10 protein-coding genes are annotated in these 19,267 nt (G+C 36.5%); all 10 read right to left on the bottom strand.

The window, feature by feature from the left end; all coding sequences use genetic code 11:
* Positions 1-14: 14 nt before the first annotated feature.
* On the bottom strand, positions 15-6,500 hold the full coding sequence (locus BM102_RS01515; RefSeq protein WP_090478209.1) for an AarF/UbiB family protein: 6,486 nt from the start codon (positions 6,498-6,500) through the stop codon (positions 15-17).
* 96 nt (positions 6,501-6,596) lie between these two features.
* Positions 6,597-8,591, bottom strand: coding sequence for an ATP-binding protein (locus BM102_RS14470; protein ID WP_090478206.1), 1,995 nt, complete (start codon positions 8,589-8,591; stop codon positions 6,597-6,599).
* A complete protein-coding gene (locus BM102_RS01505; RefSeq protein ID WP_090478204.1) occupies positions 8,592-11,513 on the bottom strand; it encodes a hypothetical protein in 2,922 nt (973 codons plus the stop codon).
* Positions 11,514-11,528: 15 nt separating this feature from the next.
* Positions 11,529-12,353 carry a GNAT family N-acetyltransferase gene (locus tag BM102_RS01500; protein WP_090478201.1) on the bottom strand — a complete coding sequence of 275 codons (825 nt, stop codon included), beginning with the start codon at positions 12,351-12,353 and terminating at the stop codon, positions 11,529-11,531.
* 18 nt (positions 12,354-12,371) lie between these two features.
* On the bottom strand, positions 12,372-14,150 hold the full coding sequence (locus BM102_RS01495; RefSeq protein ID WP_143085447.1) for a hypothetical protein: 1,779 nt from the start codon (positions 14,148-14,150) through the stop codon (positions 12,372-12,374).
* A 205-nt stretch (positions 14,151-14,355) separates the two neighbouring features.
* Positions 14,356-16,677: an ATP-binding protein gene (locus BM102_RS01490; protein ID WP_090478196.1), complete on the bottom strand. Its 2,322-nt coding sequence runs from the start codon at positions 16,675-16,677 to the stop codon at positions 14,356-14,358.
* Between the two features lie 25 nt (positions 16,678-16,702).
* Complete coding sequence (locus tag BM102_RS01485) at positions 16,703-17,299, bottom strand: SH3 domain-containing protein (protein ID WP_090478193.1); 597 nt, start codon at positions 17,297-17,299, stop codon at positions 16,703-16,705.
* 18 nt (positions 17,300-17,317) lie between these two features.
* Positions 17,318-18,163 (bottom strand): sensor histidine kinase, encoded by an 846-nt coding sequence (locus BM102_RS01480; protein ID WP_177194877.1) that lies wholly within the window; start codon positions 18,161-18,163, stop codon positions 17,318-17,320.
* Between the two features lie 46 nt (positions 18,164-18,209).
* Positions 18,210-18,908, bottom strand: a complete 699-nt coding sequence (locus BM102_RS01475; RefSeq protein WP_177194876.1) for a response regulator transcription factor — start codon at positions 18,906-18,908, stop codon at positions 18,210-18,212.
* A gap of 14 nt (positions 18,909-18,922) precedes the next feature.
* The gene (locus BM102_RS01470; RefSeq protein WP_090478185.1) at positions 18,923-19,222 is read right to left on the bottom strand and encodes an STAS domain-containing protein; all 300 of its coding nucleotides are present in this window, start codon (positions 19,220-19,222) and stop codon (positions 18,923-18,925) included.
* Between the last annotated feature and the right edge of the window lie 45 nt (positions 19,223-19,267).

Genomic DNA, 19,267 nt, shown 5'->3' with positions numbered 1-19,267 from the left:
CCTCCCACTAAGCCTTAGTTATTTTTCTCACTCTCATTATCATTCTTATTTTCTTCCATGATTATTTGAGTCTGAATTATTTCTTCATCAATTAACTTCTTATCTTCCTTCTTGTCCTCTTGAACGTTTTCGTTCTTGATTTCATTTGCATTTTTCTTTTCCGCTTCGAATTCAGGTATAATTATTTTTTTCTCATCTTCATCTTCACCTTCATCTTCAAAATCCAATTCATCAGGATCTACAGGTTTGAAAAGGTTATCATACTCCGCCTTAAGCTTGTCTTCATTTCTAACCATAGCATCATCAAGCTTTGTATCACCTTCTGTAACTTCATCGCCAAATAGCTTTTGATATACAAGCTTAGTAACATATTTTCCAGTTCTAAAGAATCCGATCATACCTGGAACACTAGTCCACTTAGCCTCTAAAACGCTACCCATTGCTCCTTCAAAATCATGAAGAGAACCTGGTCCATCCAAAGATGCATCTGAGATTTGAATCCATCTTTTTAATACAGTCTTTACCCTTCTAGAACTAATGATGTTATATTGCTCCTCAATCTTTTCGATGAAAGGTTTTAGCTCCTCGGCGCTAAGTCCAGCATTTCTTTGCGTTTCATACTCATTGAAAGCAGCCTCTAACTCAGTGCCGCCTTTTTCCTTGAATAAAGGTTTAATTTCCGATTTAAGCTTCTCAAACTTCGCATCTCGCTCCTCTTGATTTTCAGGGTCAGTAAAGGCATTTATGAACTTAGTATGGGTATTAAACTTTGATGCTCTATTTTTAATTGTTGTTTTATACTTTTCAAAGAACTGGTTTTCAAGCTGCTCTTTTTGATCTGCAGTAGTCTTTTTATTCTTTTTTGCATCAAGCAATGCTTTATACGCTACATCCAATTCATCCTTGTCTTTGAAAGTATTTATAAATGCAATTACCTCACTCTTTTGTGCTATAAATTCAACATTACTTAAACCATTGAAGTTTCCCCATCTAGTCTTGACTTGGTTTATTTCCTCCTGATCCATAAAAATAGCTGACTTTTCAATTAACATTTCCATATATTGATTAACTGTTCCTCTTCGGTAAGTATTCATTCTGTCTATCTTTTCTTTTCCCTTTTTTGTCCTAAACTTACCCTTAACACCTGAAGCTGGGTCGATAACTTTATTAACGATGTTCTTTATTGAATCTATATCATCATTAATACCAATCATATATGTCTCTTTAAAGTTCTCAGTATCTTCACCTCTAAGTTCCTGTAAAAACTCATCCTTATCAACAGTACCATAACTTTGAAGCAGCATTTTGGTGTGGTCTCTATACTGCCAGTCATAATTAATTTTATCATTTTCCGGTATCAAGGACTGTTGGTCAGGATTGATAGTATCTTTTGGAACCTTCAGTTGTTTTCTAACTTGTGTCAAATCATACAAATCTGAGTCTAATTTTTCTACTTCTATATTCATTTCCTTTACAGTGTTCGTTAGACGGCACATACACTGAAGGAAATTATATATAGACGCTGGCATCTCAAATCCAAGCTTCTGCGCATTTGACATAATTACATATAGACGACTAATTGTGCCGTCAATAGTTCCCATTTTAGCAACCTTTTCAATCATTGCATGAAGCTGCCCACCATTTTTGTTTAGCTGAGCCTTTCCTGCTTCTGATAAAAGATTTATGAAAGCTTCCTCCATATTGGCAGAATCACTCATTGCTGAAGCTGCCATAAATTTTAGAATACATGATTGGTCTTCTTTTGAAAGCTGAGTAGCATTACCAAAATCGATTACTGTTGCTTCATCATCAGAAATCATAATATTACCAGCATGTAAATCACCATGATAGAAACCGCTACCAAATAAAGCTTCATAAATCCATTTGTCGGCAACTTTAGCCAAATGAGACTGTCGCTTCTTCATCTCCTCTAGTTTTTCAACCGCCTGCTGCTGCAATAAGTTAATAGATTCAATATCCTCTACATCAGCATTTTTTTCTTCTTTACTTCTACGAACTATTCTTCCATCGCCAGTTCTTTTTACTATAAAATTATCCTTTCCAAGCTCTTTTCTAAATTTCTCTACATCCTCTATATAGCCTGATACTGTATCTCCAGAAGCAAGCTCAAGTGCTAAAGCATTTTGAGTAGGTGCAATGAGAGCCTCAATTTTTACAGATTTAACATCGTCTGTCTCTTTTACCTTCTTTTCAATAGCTGACCCCTTGCTATAAATCTGCCCCTTCTCAATATTCTCAGCTTCGATACGAAGATCCATTTCCCGTCTGATATTCTTCATTTGGCCTTCATAGGTTGTAACCATACCTTTGTTAGTGGACTCGGCAGCATCAAGCATGATTTTCTCTTCACGCTTCATTTTGTTTTGGATATCAGGGCGCAATAACTTAACCACAATAGTTTTTCCTTCTTGTGGCAACTTTGGACCATATGCTTTACAGAAAAATGCTTGACCTACAGACGCTGCACCAAGGGATTTTACAAGCTCAATTTTTGTTACTTTTCCCTTAGAACGTTGAACCATACCTGCAAGTTGGGCTTCTACATACTCAGGTGGTAAAGGCGCTAGATTGTCCTTTACATCTTTTAATGCAGTTGCTAACTCTGGTATATTATCTGCTGGAATAGCCTGCATTATTTTTTGTAAAAGAGGACCACAACCTTTAAGCGCCGCACCAAATACTAAACCCATAGCTGCTTTCTGGTCTTCTTTACCTTCAAAATCAAGCTTTACCACCTTCTTAGTGCGAATAAGGGATGCTAAAATAGCCCTCTTATCCATTTCTGATATCTCTCTAAAGTAATTATCAAATATATTTTTGTAGAAACCACCTAAACCATCGGCACTCTTCAAATCCTTTGTCTGAGTGGCAGATAATACTCTGTCTTCCTCCTCTTTTGTTAAATTTCGAATTACTACATTCTTGTCCTTATTATCAAGGGTCATTTCATTTCTTAAAAGATTATACCTATTTTTACTAATAATCATGTATAATCTAGCCACTTCGGCCTCAATTAGTGGTGCTTCCGGATCATCATATTTGGTATTACGGTATTTTCTTACAGCTGCTTCAAATTCAGTACCATAGTTATTCTTATCATCAAACCAACTCTGAAGCGCATCCAACGACTGCCCTTCAGCATTGATTAGAAGCAAAAAGGTTTTTAGAGGATATGAGGTATTCTCTAGAAATGCCTTATAGGAATTAAGAACATAATAATTAGCTAGTTTTTTCCTATGTTCCTGTGCCTTTTCCTCTTTTTTTGCTGCTACAGCATCATCTAAAGCTTTTTTCTTTGCATAATCTAATAGTTCTTGGTCCGTCCAGTTTTCTTGCTCAGGCAGCTTCTGCGGTATCTGTATATTCAGCTTTTCCACACTTTTTTTGACCGCATCCATCTCTTCTTTGCTAAGAGACATGCGTCCCTGACCAAACTCTATCAATGCTTCATAATGCTCATAAGCACCCATGCAATTACCGTATTGCATTTTTAACATGTCGTTTACAGATTTAGTAAGTGCCTCTGGTGTTTTATTATCATAATATTCTCTTACAGTTAAAAACGGATAACTATCCCCAAATATTTCTTGAATTGGTTCTCCAACCTCTGTCTTAATTCTTTCGAAGATGTTATCCATCTCCACCTTTTTTTGCTTTTCAGTAAGGCCTTTTTTGTTTTCAATAGCATCTAGCATTTGCGCAAAAATCACCTTAAAAAGCTTTAATTTGCTACCAGCCTGTATTAATTGATCGTTCTCATATAAATGTCTAAACTTTCCTGTTTCAGATGCAGTTTTACAACTCGCATCTTTTATAATATCCTCACTAAAATACAAAGGTATCTGCTCAAACATTAAGTCAACGCTAGCTGCTGCATTCTTACATAGTTCTTTAGAGGATTTATCCTTAGCATATTTACCAAGAACTTTAAGTTTATAATAATAACTAACCACATCTATTTCGCCAGGAAAGGCTGATCGAACAGAGGGTATTCTTTTTTCTTTTACCTCCTTTATCTTCTTAATTGAACCTGGAATTGTGTTTCTAACAGCCTCTAATGCATTTGCATTTTGAGTCTCTGTACGTGTAAATACTGTCTTATTTTTCTCAGCCTTGCCAAAAGCATTCTCAGTATGCTCTAGCAGCTTATCGGAAATCATGTCAGTGCATTTATTGACCAGCTCGTTGATTTTTTCATCAGCCTGCTCAAATAATCCGCCTATTAATTTATAGCTAGCTTTTATCATTTCAGCCTTTTTAACTGGATTATCTGCAAAAAAGCCTAGAACTCCATTAATCTTACCGAAAACTGTATCAGTATATTCTTTTATTTTTGCCTGAAATTCCTCTTTTTTATCATCTGGAATAATAGCGCTTATAGCCAAATCCTCTAAAATCTCCGTTATCCTTTCAGGATTATCCATTAGATAAACTAAAGTATTAACATGCTTTGTAATCACACCTTGTATTCTCTCTTTAGGAGACAAAGCTTTCCCATCTGCATCCCACTGCTCAGGATTAAATAATAAATCACCTAAAAATGATCTTACCGCCTCGGATTCTATTTCAGATCGTTCTTTCTTTAGATTCTCATCTTCATCATACTTATTTGTAATAAACTCCTTGAACTTTTCTTCCTTGAGTTTTTGTATATCTTCTTCTGTCAGTTCAGCCTTCTCTTTTGAAAATGAAGCTTTAATCTCTGCCAACTTAATAAAAATGACATTTCCACCCTTTTTCGCTTCCTCTAAATCCCTATACCAATCTGGCTGCTCATCTAACGGTAATTGACCATAGGATTCATCTAATTCTTTTTGTTTTTGAACAAGTAATTCTTTCTTTGCCTGTTCTAAATCATCAAGATAGTCCTCATCATTTGCTTTGGCCTTTTCTTGGGCCATACCGATAGAGAGTTCTATAACTTTCTCGTCAAGATTAGTCTTTGTAAGGCCTTTTACCTTATCAGCTCTTTCTTCCTTGCTTTCCTTTGCAAGAACAGCAGTGATTTCTCTAGCCTCTGCTACAAGCGCTACAGAATGCTTATCACCACCCTGATATTTATTAATTCTACCAATCGCATCAGTGGACTTAATATTATTGTTTGTAAGCTCTTTTGCGAGATCTATCAATTCATAAGTTGGGACATTATAAAGTAACTCAGGTGCAATTTTCTCTTTCCTGAGTATCAATTCTGTCATAAGCTGACGGGCATTTATTATTTCACCTGCTGTAACATCTTTTAGATTCTTAAAATCTTTATTTGCATAATGAAGGATAGCTTCAGTTGTAACATCCTTGCCAAAGAGCTTTTCATTTCTAACCATGTCATCTTCCATATAAGAAATAAGCTCATCTGGTGAACCTGTTAAACTAAATTCAGCATTTCCAGCACGAAGAGTAAGCTCATTATCCTCATTTGCGCATAATAAAATGTAGTTGTTATTAATATAAAGACTCTTTACATATGCTTTTCCGAAAGGAATTTCCCTAAGGGCTGAAAGTATTGCTTTAAATTCTAAAACCGCTTTATCTCCAGCTGTTTTTACATATTCTGAAGGGGTTTTATCACCATTTAACACATCTACAAATGGCTTTACTTCCTTCGGAATAGCTTGTACCTTTTCTGGTTTTGCTTCTACATTTTTACCAGCTTTTTGTTTTTTTGAGACCTTAACATCTTCTCTAGATTTAACCTCGCCAACACTCATATAGTACCTAGCATTAGTAAGCAAATCTGGGAAATTACTTGCCTCTGCGGCCTTAAATACACCAGCCTTTACAAGGTCACGACCTACACAAATCTCACCATACTCTTTTTCAAGATTTTCAAGGACTTCCTTAACTGCCGCAAGGCGCTGTTTTCCCTTAGAAAACCATGGATTACGATTTTTGCAATAACTTCTACAAGCCTCCATCGCACTATTGTAAGCTTCAAGCATTTGAGTAAATTGCTGGTCAGAAATAGTTTGTTCAGTGGTAGCACCTCTAAGAAGGGACATATTACTTTCCACCTCATTCAAGGTAGTTTTAATTTTGCCCATATATTTACTATCCCACATAGCCTCATTATTAAGGAGCATATGTGACATATTTCTAGACTGCCTTACCTGAAGATTATAGTAGTCCTTATCCACATTTATATTGCCTGACTTAAGCAAGAAATTAATACGTTTAATATCTCTTTGTGTTGATTTAAGGGAATAAAAATTATCTAACCCTGCGTTCCTATCTTGCTTTCTGCGAATACTTGCATCACGATAAGCGCTTTTAAGGACATCCTTCTTTAATGCATCAGCAGTCATTAAAAGCGACTTACCCGAATCCTGTTTTTCAACATAAGCAGACTCCAAGTCCTCAATTGTCATATAATTTTTTTCATGAATATAATCTTCATTTCCTTGAATATTCTCCTGAACATTCTCCTGAGCTTCTTCATTATCGTATAAATAGTTTTCTATAATGTTAATGTTATCTGACATAAAAACTACCCCCTAGTGTGCATAAACTATATACTATATACTCTATACTAAAGCCTTTTTGTTTATACTTTTCTAAAGTTTTCCTAAAGATGTCTGTCATTTTATCAAACCAAGATAATTTCCAAATTGTTCCTGGGTCAATATTCCACCATTTTTCGTAACATCCCTCGCTATCGACTTCACAATATGTACCATAGAAAGCTTTTCATCTGATTCTGCTGCAATAAACGCTGCATTCAACGCAGCATTTTTTATCTCCCCGCCTGTGTATTCAAAATTATGAGCCAAAAAATCATAATCAATATTTCCCGTATCAAGCTCCTCAAAACATCCTTTCCAGATTTGTAACCTTATGCTTTCTTCTGGGATTGGGAAATCCACTACATACCTAATACGTCTCAAAAACGCCGTATCAATATTGGCCTTTAGGTTTGTAGCCATAATGACAAGCCCTGGATATCTTTCTATTCTCTGCAATAGATAAGCAACTTCTGTATTGGCATATCTATCTTTTGCTTCCTTTACCTCACTTCTTTTTCCAAAGATTACATCAGCTTCATCAAAGAATAGGATTGTGTTACTTTTTTCAGCAGCTCTAAAAATCTCCTCGAGCTTCTTTTCTGTTTCTCCTATGTATTTGTCTACTACCTCTGCAATATTTAAAGTATATAAAGGAAGTCCTAGCTCGCTAGCTATAACATTAGCTGCCATTGTTTTACCTGTACCGGGATTGCCGCAAAACAATGCGCTTGTTCCTGCTCCATATGGATATTTCTTTTTTAAACCCCAATCATCAAATACTTTTTTCCTATACAAAACTTGGCTGCATACGCTTTTAAGCATTTTTATTTGAGATTCAGGAAGCTTCAAATCATCCCATGTAAAATCCGTTGCAAGTTCTGCCAAACGGCCCTTTGCTCTCATAGGAACAATGTCTGTACAAATTGTTGCTATATCCCTGGTCGTAAGACTTTTATCTGCTGCTAATTCCGCCATTCGCATAGTGGCCATAGCTATTTCTGAAGGATTCATTCTGTAAATTGTGGCAAGTACTTCCGAATCAAAAAAACCTTTTTCTAATAAGCCATATTTACTGCCATATCCTTGCCACAATGCTATTAACTGTTCTCTATCACAAGCTGATAGATTAATATTTACGCAGAAATTTGTTCCTACAAGGAGTTTTTCATTCATGTTTTCCTGTGCTATAAAAACAACAGGCATATCACTAGTCACAAATGGTTCCACGGATATACGATAAAACCACTGCTTTCCTTCTTTCTTGTTGAATTCTTCTTTGAAATCATGGAATACAATGCATACCTTAGTATTAGCTTCAAAATATGCTTCTCTTCTTATCTCCCATATAAGCTCAAGTATTTCTTCTGACTTTCTTGCACTGGTAAAAAGCATTTCCACATCCACATATATAAGGCCATATCCAAGTTTCTCAAATGCTTTTTCGCATATTGTTTTTCTTCCTCTTCCAGCTGCCCCTTTTATACAAAAAATCCGGTGTCCTCGCTCATACTCAGCTTGAAGTAATTCCACTTTTTCGCTGTCACAAAAGATTTCAGTTTGCCCATTGCCTTTAGAAATAACTTTTTCCACTCTCTCTGGAAGCATGAAACTGTGGGCCAAAAATCCCACCACTCTATCATCGATTTCAATGCTGCTATCAGGGAAGAAATCTGTTCTTTGGAAATGGCAAATCTTTCCCAGGCTTATGTACGCATCCTCCAAATCACTATAGTCAATATCCTGATCTGATAGACTTTCCACTATCATTTTGGCCATAGAAATACACATATTTTTCCTGCCAAACAGAATCATCAGCATTTCATTAACATCGCTATCCATCCTTCCAGCTACTGCAACTACAAACGCAACCTGCTGCAAAGAGGTGGTAAGGACTGGTAATGATTCTTTAAATAGAATATCTATATCTTTTAGTGATGCCTTAGGATAACCATATAAGGACTCAAAAAGCTCTGTTTCTTCACCCTCATCAACGGTTTCTTCTGCATATGCTCTGATAAGCCCTATTGCAAGATTATGAACTTTTTCCAATTCTTCCAAAGCTGAATTCATTTAATCTCCTGTATGTAATGTGTAATTCTCCTCAAAGTTATTTTGAATCATATAAGTATCTAAAGTTTCCCTAATCTCCTGTGTTTCCACTTCTTTTTTTAATATTGTTGCATATTCCTCCGTTTGCAGGTTTCTAAAACCTACGCCTTCTGACTCACGCATCTTACCAACTAGCATATAGAAGGCATTCTTTGACATTGCTTCTTCAAGTTTTTCAGTTTCAGACTTAATTTTCTTATTGAGCTTGTACTCATGACTATCGCCATTAATAGCAGTTTTATAAGCATCCTCATTTATATAATTCAAGGAACTCATGTTATTTTTGTAATAGTGAGCAAATAACTCATTTATTTCTTTTTGTCCTTCTTCTCCAATGGATTTTGGATCATCTACAAAAGTCTTGAATAGATTTAGTATATGTAGATTGGCGGCATATTTATTTTCGTCTATTACTCTATACTCTTTTTCCAAATTTCCATGGTCATCAAATTTACGTACACTTGTATCTATAACATTTTGATGTAACATTGGTCTTATTGCCAAATATAGTTTTGGTGTGATACCTTCTTTCACTTCACTAGGAAGCTTATCATCTGTTCCCATTACTTTATTAACAACTCGAGCAATATTTAGTGTTCCATATTCTACCTTTTTTGCCCCCTTATCAAACATTTTTCCAGTTAAATAATTGTTTTCTTCTTCTATATTCAGAGTATCAAAATATAGTTGCCTGTCGTCTCCAAGGATACCTTCGTATTTTTGTTTTAATCTATTCTTTGCCTTGACACTTTCAAGTTGTATTTGCGCTAATTCTAAATACTTTTTCATATGCTCAGGCATTTTTCCAAGAAGACTTCTTGACGATTTATTGATTTCAATAATCAATCTTTCCAAGCCTTCCTGTTCCATATATAAAATAGAGGGTTCACCCTCCTTATCTAATGGTAGATTAAAATGAATGCCGGTCTTTATCATATAAATATATGGTTCCCATCCTTTAAGTAAAAACTTTGCCATTTTTCCGTTTACATGAACATTTTGTACTATCTCCTGTGGTTTATCCTTAAGCATATTATTAGCAATTATGCTGTCATAATTAACTGCCATAGACTTTATAAACTCATAGTTGCCAAGTAAGGTTTCTTCTCCACCCGCTCCCAAGAAGTTGTTGAATTTAGGTGCAGCATATCTAATGAGATAGTCAGATTTATATTTAGCAGTTAGACGAGAATCCAATTCCTTATTCTTTACAAGCGTCTTGGCAGTTTCTTCATATTTACTATCTTCCAGTCTATCCCTCATTTCTTGCTTGATAAATGTGTCCTGTCCGCGCATTCCATCCACAAACACTTTTCTATGATTTTCTGCTCTAGACTCTCCATACCTAAAGTTCTTGTCACCTATAGATCTATAATGAGCTTCGTGGTAATCTTTTCTAACACCGATTTCTGTTATACTCTGCTCAATTTTTTCAAACTCCATGGTGTCTTTTATAAGAAATGTTTCTTCAGCATTAAATCTTCTTGTACTATCAACTATAGAAAGGATTGTAAGTTCGTAAGCTTTGTACTGATCTTCATATTTTGCATAGGTATTTCGTAAATTCTCTACTATTGTGGAGGCTGCATTTTCAGAAAGCACCCGATCTAAAGTATTATTTTTTTCGCCTGCCACTAAATCCTTATATGCATCTATTTGAGCTTCCAATTCAGACAGTATTGCAGCATATCTACCTGCTTTACCTGCTAATCTACGCAATAAATCCTTGTTAGCATCATAAACACCAGGATTCTGAGCCACCCTTTTAACCAAATTGTCATATCTTCTGTCTACTTCTGCATAATAATTCTTATCAACCTTTACAGTTGAAGCCAGCATTTTTCTATACTCTTGGCGAGATTCATCCTTTAGATTATTTACAGATTCCAAGGTCGTTCTAACCAGATTATCCCTATCCTGAGCCTTCTCGGTATCCGTCTTTTTAATCTTATCTGGAATTGTTGTGGTTGTTTTTGTTGACCAGTCAATCTGAAGTCCTTGTAGTCGCAAATGTCCCGTTACAAAATCTTCTAGGGTTTTTCCACGGGAAAAAACAAGTTTTTCTATAATTCCCTCTTTGTTTCTGAAATAAGCCTCATTGCATCTATATAAATCTTTGAACGCCCTAAATTTATAGACCATTTCCACCATATTTGTAATGTTTGCCGAAAGATACGCGTCAGTAAACATTTTTTCATCCATTTCGAAGTTGATTAACTCCTTCAAGGCATTATTCAACATTTTTTCCTTGCTATCTTTATTCTTAAAATAGTCTTCAATCGCCTTTTTGTTATCAGCAATCTGCTGTGTTTTTGCCTCTTCTGTCGTTGTCTCTTCTCTATTTACAAAATACTTAAGGGCATCAACTTCTAAATCATGTGCACCTGGTATCTGCGTAGTATTACGGGCCTCTAAAAAATTTTTATCAAACTCATCCTGATTCTTTTTGTACGCCTTAAGCTTGTCGCTCTCACGTACAGTCACAGCAGTTGCATTTGTGTTTTTAAAACTACGCTTAAATACTCGATATTTTTCTTTTACCTTACCAAAGCCTAATTTTGAAGCAGCTGCCTTTTGCTTTGGTACACCAGTGGCTTTCTTACGAATAGTCTTTGGAACAGATGGCACCATTGCATCCAAATTCTTTTGAAATAATGTATTTAGCTCATAGTTTTTCTCATCATGGTATGATTTTAGATATTCAAGTCGTCTACCATACCCCTCCTCCATCTCATCAGATGCAGCTCTTCTAGCAGACTCTTCATCTTTATAACGGCTCTTATCATAGCTGTGCTCGTGAATATCATCCACAATCATTTTTCCCTGCAAAATTGAAGGGTCCTGCTTATCTAAATATTTGTCATATCTGAATTCATCACCCATAAAAAACCTCCAAAACTATCCGTAATAGCTGTATCCTATTTCTTCTGCTGTAGGTATAAAATACTTTATTAATGCATCCACGCCATCTGTAACAGCATTAATATGCATTAGTTGATTTCCATCACATTTATCCTTTAATAAATATGCCAGTTCATAAAGCAAATAAGTGATAACAGTATTTGCCTCCCCTGATGAATACATTGTGTTAAGTTGTAACACATTATCGTTATCTTCCTTTAATACAACGTATGCAATTGGCTCTTCACCTTTTAAATATGCAAGGCTAAGGTCTTTTCTTATATCCTTTGCGAGAAAGCCTCCCTCTGGAACCATTCTACTTTTATTTGCATCCTTATCTTTTTCCATCTTTCTTAAAAACTCTTTACCGAGACTTTCAAAAGACACAACTTTATCGCTTCTCTTTTTCATTTTCTCTGTCGGATTTATGTCTGAAATATGGACAGAATAACTTCGTATTTCTTTTTCTCTTTCTTTTGTAAATCCTTGGTTCAAAAGGAATAAACAGATCTCTTTGGAGATTTCAGGTTCTCCCTCCCAAGCTATATGTATAGGCACATTTACATAGCTAAGGATTTTCTTTAGCGTACTTATTAATAGCTTCCCCCCACCTTGTCTTCGATGCTCAGGTTCTACGTAAAGCCAATACACCTGATACGCTTCATTAACAATTGTACCTATCAATGTACCAACCACATCGTCCCCATCTATCAGTACAAAAGCACTTATATCCTCATCCTCATAAAAAGCATTAACATCTTCTTCAGGCGCCAATCCTTCAAGTATTTCATATTCTTCTTTTTCAACTTTACATACGATCATAAGCACCCCTCACAATTTCTATGCATTTGCATTATTTTTTATCCTGCAATTATAAAGAGCAGTTGCCAGCTTACCTATAAACTCCTTCTTTAAAGACGAGCTAATTGCATCCTTAACATATTTATCATCCATTATTCCTTGTGGACCAAACCAAGGCATTAAATCATATTTATCAAGCATTTTCTCAAACTCTGCCTTACCAATTCCTTCTTCACATACTTCTCTTAACTTATCATTCCATACTTCCTTCGATGCAGTGGATTTACTAGTTAACCAATCCTGAGCTAAGCTCATTCCTATTCTTCTTGAAGCTTCATCAGAATTAATATCAATTTTGCTATTAACATACTTTCCAAAATAAGAACTATTATCTTCTCCTGCTTCTAGAAAAAGATCACCCTTATTTGCCTCCCAATCTTCATCAAATACCACAAATGCTCCAGGATCCAAATCCATTTGTTTTTGTATAGCAGTCTGAAGCCTGCTAACTCTATCCCAAGCACCTGCTATTTCTGCATCAGATATTAAATCTTTTAACTCATAAACCAACATGTCTTTAGTAAGTAATCTAATGGATTGTGCAAGATTAAGATCCATATATGCAAGATTAAGCATTCCCTTGGACAACACTCCATTGTCCGGCTTTCCTGCTCCAAAAGCAGTTGTATTATTTATACCTGTAACTGACACCACCTTATTCTGATCATCCTCTTTAACTACCATATCCTCCAGTTTTCTTTCTGGAACATTGCATATATAATCCAATACTTGAAGGTTCAGCATGCTTTTTATAAAAGTACCAGATACAGCGTTATATAGTTTGTCATATTGCTTTTCGTATTGTTTAATGGAGCCTAACCCCATAGCCTTAAATCGTTCAATATCATCCTTTAAAATTGATTGATGTGCTAATGCGGCATTTGTACCATTAACATTTTCAACAATAGTCCCTGTCCTTGATTCTTCTTCACCGCCTGCTTTGCTCTTTATAACACCTCTTTGCGCTCTTGCAAATAATGAAGGCTGACCTAATAGCACAGCAATCTTATATGCTGCCACCTCTCGATTATTGAGATTAGTATATTCCTGCTCATTTATATCTTTTTGGAAAAACTCTGTCTTTGCGCTGGTTGCTTTTCCCCAATTTCTCTTTTCGAAATCCAGAGCAATTTGAAAATACTTTTTAAATAAAACTATAGATGGACTGTTAGACTGAATATCGCTAAATCCAAAAAAAACTGAATACGACAGTTCTTCTCTCTCTTCAGGAGAAAGCGGATACTCAGATTTATCGCTAAGTGCATAAGCCATATTAAGTACACTATGCATATTACTATTTTCATTTTTATACACATTCATATCTTCTTTAAAATATGAACCTCCTAAAGTATCAACATTATCCCCCAGTTGTTTTATTCCAGAGTATTCTCCATCCACATCCTGCAATGTATCATAGCTTACATTTCCCAAATCTACAGTCTGTTCTCGCATAAAGTGGTACCAAGAAAAACCGGTCAAATTTGAATTGTGTTTTTTATAATCATAGCTCTCTGCACCAGCTTGCAGTCCCTGTCTATCCTCATAAAGTTGTTTGATCAATGCGCCAACTAATTTCTTTCTTGCTTTTCCTTGACTAAAAAAGCCTCCTGTTTTACGCATATATTTTTGGCCAGTATTAATTAAATCCCTCATTTCATTAGCAAGTCTATCTGCCGCTCCCACTAAATACTCATTATTTGTTGGTGTTTCAAGACGCCCTATCGTTGCAATAAGATCTTGAAGATTTCCAAGAACCATAAGAAACTCCTCGGAATTATTCTTTTTTTTGCCGAAAATATTAGTCTTCTTTGATTCCTCCAATTGTTTTCTTGCTTTTTCATATGGCTCAACTACCTTTGAAATCTCATTATCTCCTACAACATCAGCTTGATTTGTCTTCGCCTCATCCGGAATCTCATTTAACTCATCAAAAAAACTATTATCCATAAGTTTCTCCTCAACTTTATAGTCCTACCAAATCTGCATAAGGCTCGAAATCTGCCTTTGTAAATACCTTACCAACCTTAACAAACTCGTACTTAACTGCGTTTAGATAATGCTGCATGTGAACCTCTCCCCCAGCATTAGGATCTGCTGCTGCAAGGAACGCCGCATTCAAAATACAGTTTTTGATATTACCACCAACCAACTCGTACTTTTCAGCAAGGAATCTGATATCCACATCCTTCGCAAGTGGAGTTGTTTTTGGAATTGTAGTGCGCCAAAGCATTTCTCGTGTATCCACATCTGGGAACTGGAACTCTACAATGTATTTCATACGTCTAAAGAACGCCGGATCAATGTTGTGTTTGTAGTTTGTGGCTAGAACTGATACACCGTCGTAGGCTTCAACTTCCTGCAAAAGCAATGCTGTCTTGTTATTGTTAGAAGATTGGTTAGATCCACCATCATCACTTCGTTTTGCAAACAAGGTATCGCACTCATCAAAGAAAAGAACTACATTACACTTCTTTGCCTCGCGGAAAATCATAGAAATTGATTTTTCAGTCTCACCAACGTATTTATCAATAACCTTCGACAAATCTACTCTATAAAGCTCCAGATTTAGTTCGTGGGCAATAACCTGGGCACACATTGATTTACCTGTACCAGGGGCACCAAAGAGAAGTACAGAAAGACCACGACCATATGGATACTTCTTGGTGTAGTTCCAATCATCGTAAATCTGTTTTCTAAAGTTCATCTGGTCTATAGCATGCTGTAATGTTTCTCGCTGTGTTGGATTCATTACGATATCTTCAAATCCAAAGTTCGCTTTTACCTTTGTAGCCTTCTGAGTCAGTTCAGAACTCATCTGGTTGTAGCAGCCTCTGAAAAGAGTTTCCCTTGGAATATCCACACATTTATCCATAGTAGCAAGAGCTCTTGCATTCTTTAGAGCATCCTTGATTTTTCCAGCAGTAAAAAGGAACTTTATGGCCATTTCAGGAAGCTCTACATCCTTGCCCAAGGTGTAATCCTTGGCAAAGAAATTCCAGCACTCTTCGCGCTCTCCTGTAGTTGGAGTTGGAAGCTCTAGCTCTGTAAACTCTTCCTTTGTGATATCCTTCATTGGCAACTTTTCTTTACTCATAGCAAAGCAAAGAATGTCTTTCTCAATCAGCTTGCCAAGTGCCAAATCCATATATCCAAAGAACTTTTCCTTTTCCTCTTCCCTAAATGTCAGCTCTGTAAGGCAACAACAAGCCCCTGTCAAAATACATTCTCTTGTGACAGCCCACAAAGCGTGATCAACATATTTAAAGTCATAATTGAATAGCTTTTTACAGTTTATAGTGATAGCCTTTAAGCCATTTTTCTCACAGAATTTTTTAACAAAGAAACGTCGACCGCTGCCTTCATCTCCGTAATAATGGAACACCCTTACACCTTCGCTATAAGAGATTTCCATGGCGTCCAAAACACCCTCATTAGCCATAATAGGATCAAGCTTTTCGTCCTTCTTTGTAAGCATTTTGAAGAATCTACTATAGTCCGCATCCAGCTTGTCATCTTCACTGCCAAACAGGAAATCTATAAGCCTCTTATCAGGGCTGACTGTTGTAGAAAATGGCATTGCAGGATTGATGTTTAGAGACATTATTGGCTGCAATTGTTCAAGACAGTGACTCATATCATCGTAGAATTTGGCTACCTGATAATCGCTGCCATAATATATTTTTGCTGCCAATTCAATAGTTGGAACTGGCAAGCCACTATTCTGATTAATAACCTGGAAAATGGTTCCGTACTCGGTCTGTAAAGATGAAAGAATTGCCGCTGTCAGGCAGAATACAGCAAAATTGGTATACCCCAATTTCTCTGTAATATTCAAAAAAGGCAGAATCATCCCCTGTTCACGGGACAATCTGCCTCTCTCCATTACATAAGATATCATCTCAGTAATGTCCATACTTTCTACTTCTTCTTGCTCTTCTTCATCCTCAGAATCCTCACCTATCGTGTTGAGGATATCTAATAAATCCATAGGAATATCAGCGTCAAACTCCTTTGAATCATCGTCTTCTTCCTCCGAAAAATCCTCAGAATTATCCTGGTCCTTTTCGGAAAAGAAGCTCTCATAGCGCTTCTGATTCTTTACTTCTGCAGTCTCCAAGTCCGGATACATTACATTTCTGTATCCGCCCCTTTCAGATGCATAATCATGCTGCATAATACTTATCTGTTCTTTTATTCTCACATCCACGCAAGAGAACAGATATCGCATAAACTCATCATAGCTTTCAAACGGTTTGTCTCTATCTACATTAAATTTTTGTATCATAACCCCACCCTGCTTTTGTACTGTACTAAAGCCACTTTACTGATTTTTCATTACTCTCTTCTACTTCTCCAATTTTGCCTTCAGCAATACGTGTACCTGCTGACGATGCATCATATCCCTTTAGCTCATCTGGGAAATCCTCTGGTGCTATTTCCTCCAATTCCAAATAAGAATCACTGCAATATCCGATATATCCATCTGCACAAAGGAGTGTCCAATGTCCTGTCATTTCTACCACGTAACCTTTATACCCCCTTGGTATTGTGGCAACCGGATCATTGTCCTTTCCCTCTTCGCTTCTGATGTTTAGCCAGCTGGCTCCTTTTACCGTATAAACGTAGTAGGTAACATCTTCATCTACTGTTTCTTCCTCTGGTTCCTCTTCTGCTGGCTCCTCTACTACCGGTTCCTCAACAGTCTGCTCTTCGATAACCGTCTCCTGAGTCACCTGCTCCTCTACTACTGTCTCAGACTCCGGCTCTTCCATATCTGTTACCTCTGCCGTCTGCACTGGTTCTGCAGCATTTGTGTTTGTATCGTCCTTATTCGCAACTAGTGATACTGTAAATACTGCAATTAAAAAGAATAAAACAGTTGTTATCGTATATACGTATTTGTTCATATTTCCCCCACTTTTAAGCTACTCTGCCTGCAAATGAATAAAAATACCTGTTCCATCGTTCTGTGTACTTCTTGCATATATTTTGCCACCAAGGTAATCCACAATAGCTTTTACCTGGGCCAAGCCTAAGCCGTTGCCTAGAGTGCTATTGTCTCCCTGATAGTTAATATCAAAAATGTGATTTAGCTGACTTTCGCTGATGCCTATGCCATTATCTCGAACAACCACTATAGCCTCATCATCTACCTGCGAAACAGTGATTATAATCTTGCCATCTCTATCTATGAACTTCACTGCATTGTCTATAATATTGCTGAAAAGTCTTCGAATAATTTCTTCTTCCGCTCTTACGTATATAATCTCATCCGGTTCTGAAATCTGTACTACAATACCTGCTTCTTTTATAGCCTGATGATAATCTCTAATTACGCTTCTAATTACAGGCACCAGTGATATAGCATCCATATCCTTGTTGAACTGGGCCTGAGCCGGCAATATAGCTTTCAATGCATCAAATCTCATTGCACTATTAAGCTGACTATTAAGAGCTGCTATCTCCTCAGTTGACGCCTCAAGCTTCCGTTCATTTAGCTCAACCTGATTTTCAAACTCGCTCTTCATTCGGTCATTTCTTCCCTTCAAATCTGAGTACTTAGCTTGCAAATCCTGGCTGTTTTCTTTCTCGTCTTCCAGCTCCTCTTCTGATTCCTCCCTGCATGCCCTTGCATATTGCATGGCACACATAGAAAAAATCACAAATATGATGAACATTATCCATATCTGGCTTTGATAGAAACTAATCATTTCCACTATAAATAAGGTAAACAGTACTGCTAATAGTAATTTCTGTGTATTTGTTTTCATTATTTTCTCCATTCAAATGCAAACATATCGTAAATACGAACTACCACTATTTATCAGTAAAAATATATCCTGCACTTCTAACCGTATGAATACAATCACGCTTCTCCAAATCAATCTTCTTCCTGAGATTTGAAATATGAACCATTACAGTTCTTACATCCCCTTCATCTGAACAGCCCCATATTTCGCGATAAATTCTGTCATACATAATCAGTTCATCTGCATGATTCACAAACAATGTCAACAGATTATACTCTGTAGGTGACAGGGCCACTTCCTTGCTTTGACCATTTTGCTTGCTATATACCGTATGTGTCTTTTCATCAATATCAAACTGTTGAAAATGTCTTACCTCTTTTTCACCTCTTAATGAAAATCCCGAATTTGCCCTTCTGATATTCGCCGCCATTCTAGAAACTAACTCTTGGTAATCAATGGGCTTTACCATATAGTCATCGGCCCCTGCATCAAAGGCATCTATTTTGCTCACATTATCGCCTATACAACTGATAAAGATGATTGGCGCATCTGTATGTTCACGAATAAACGGGCATAGCTCTATCCCCGTTATTCCAATAAGCATCATATCGATGAGAATAATGTCAAATTTATGGTCACGAATCATATCCTCTGTGGTCTTTCGATCTACTGCGGTATAAACCTCATAACCAGCATCTTTCAGTCTGACCTTGTAGATGAACAATAAATCCTCATCATCTTCAATAACTAATACCTTCTGACTCATACTCCCCACTTCCATTACTTAATCACAAAGATATCGCTAAAACCGGTCATTTTAAATATTTCCTGTACAGGTTCTGCCACATTGAGTAGAACCATGGAACCTTGCTTCGACTGGGCTGTTTTAACTCCCATCAAAAGAGCTCTAAGGCCTGCACTGGAGATATAACTTACTCCTGCAAAATCAACTTCCAAATTTTTCATTTTTTGAAGAGACAATAAAATCGCATCCTGCAGCTGTGGAGTAGTCATACTATCTATCTTTCCTTCAACTTCAAGGACTATTTTATCGCTTTCAATTTTCTCGTTAATTGTCATAGGCTACCCTTCCTTTGAACTCCCGTTTTTCTATAGAATCAGGCA

The sequence above is a fragment of the Pseudobutyrivibrio sp. JW11 genome (assembly GCF_900115355.1).
GTDB classification, from domain to species: Bacteria; Bacillota; Clostridia; order Lachnospirales; family Lachnospiraceae; genus Pseudobutyrivibrio; species Pseudobutyrivibrio ruminis.
The sequence above is the reverse complement of the archived record's forward strand: the minus strand, read 5'-3'. Positions and strand labels throughout refer to the sequence as shown.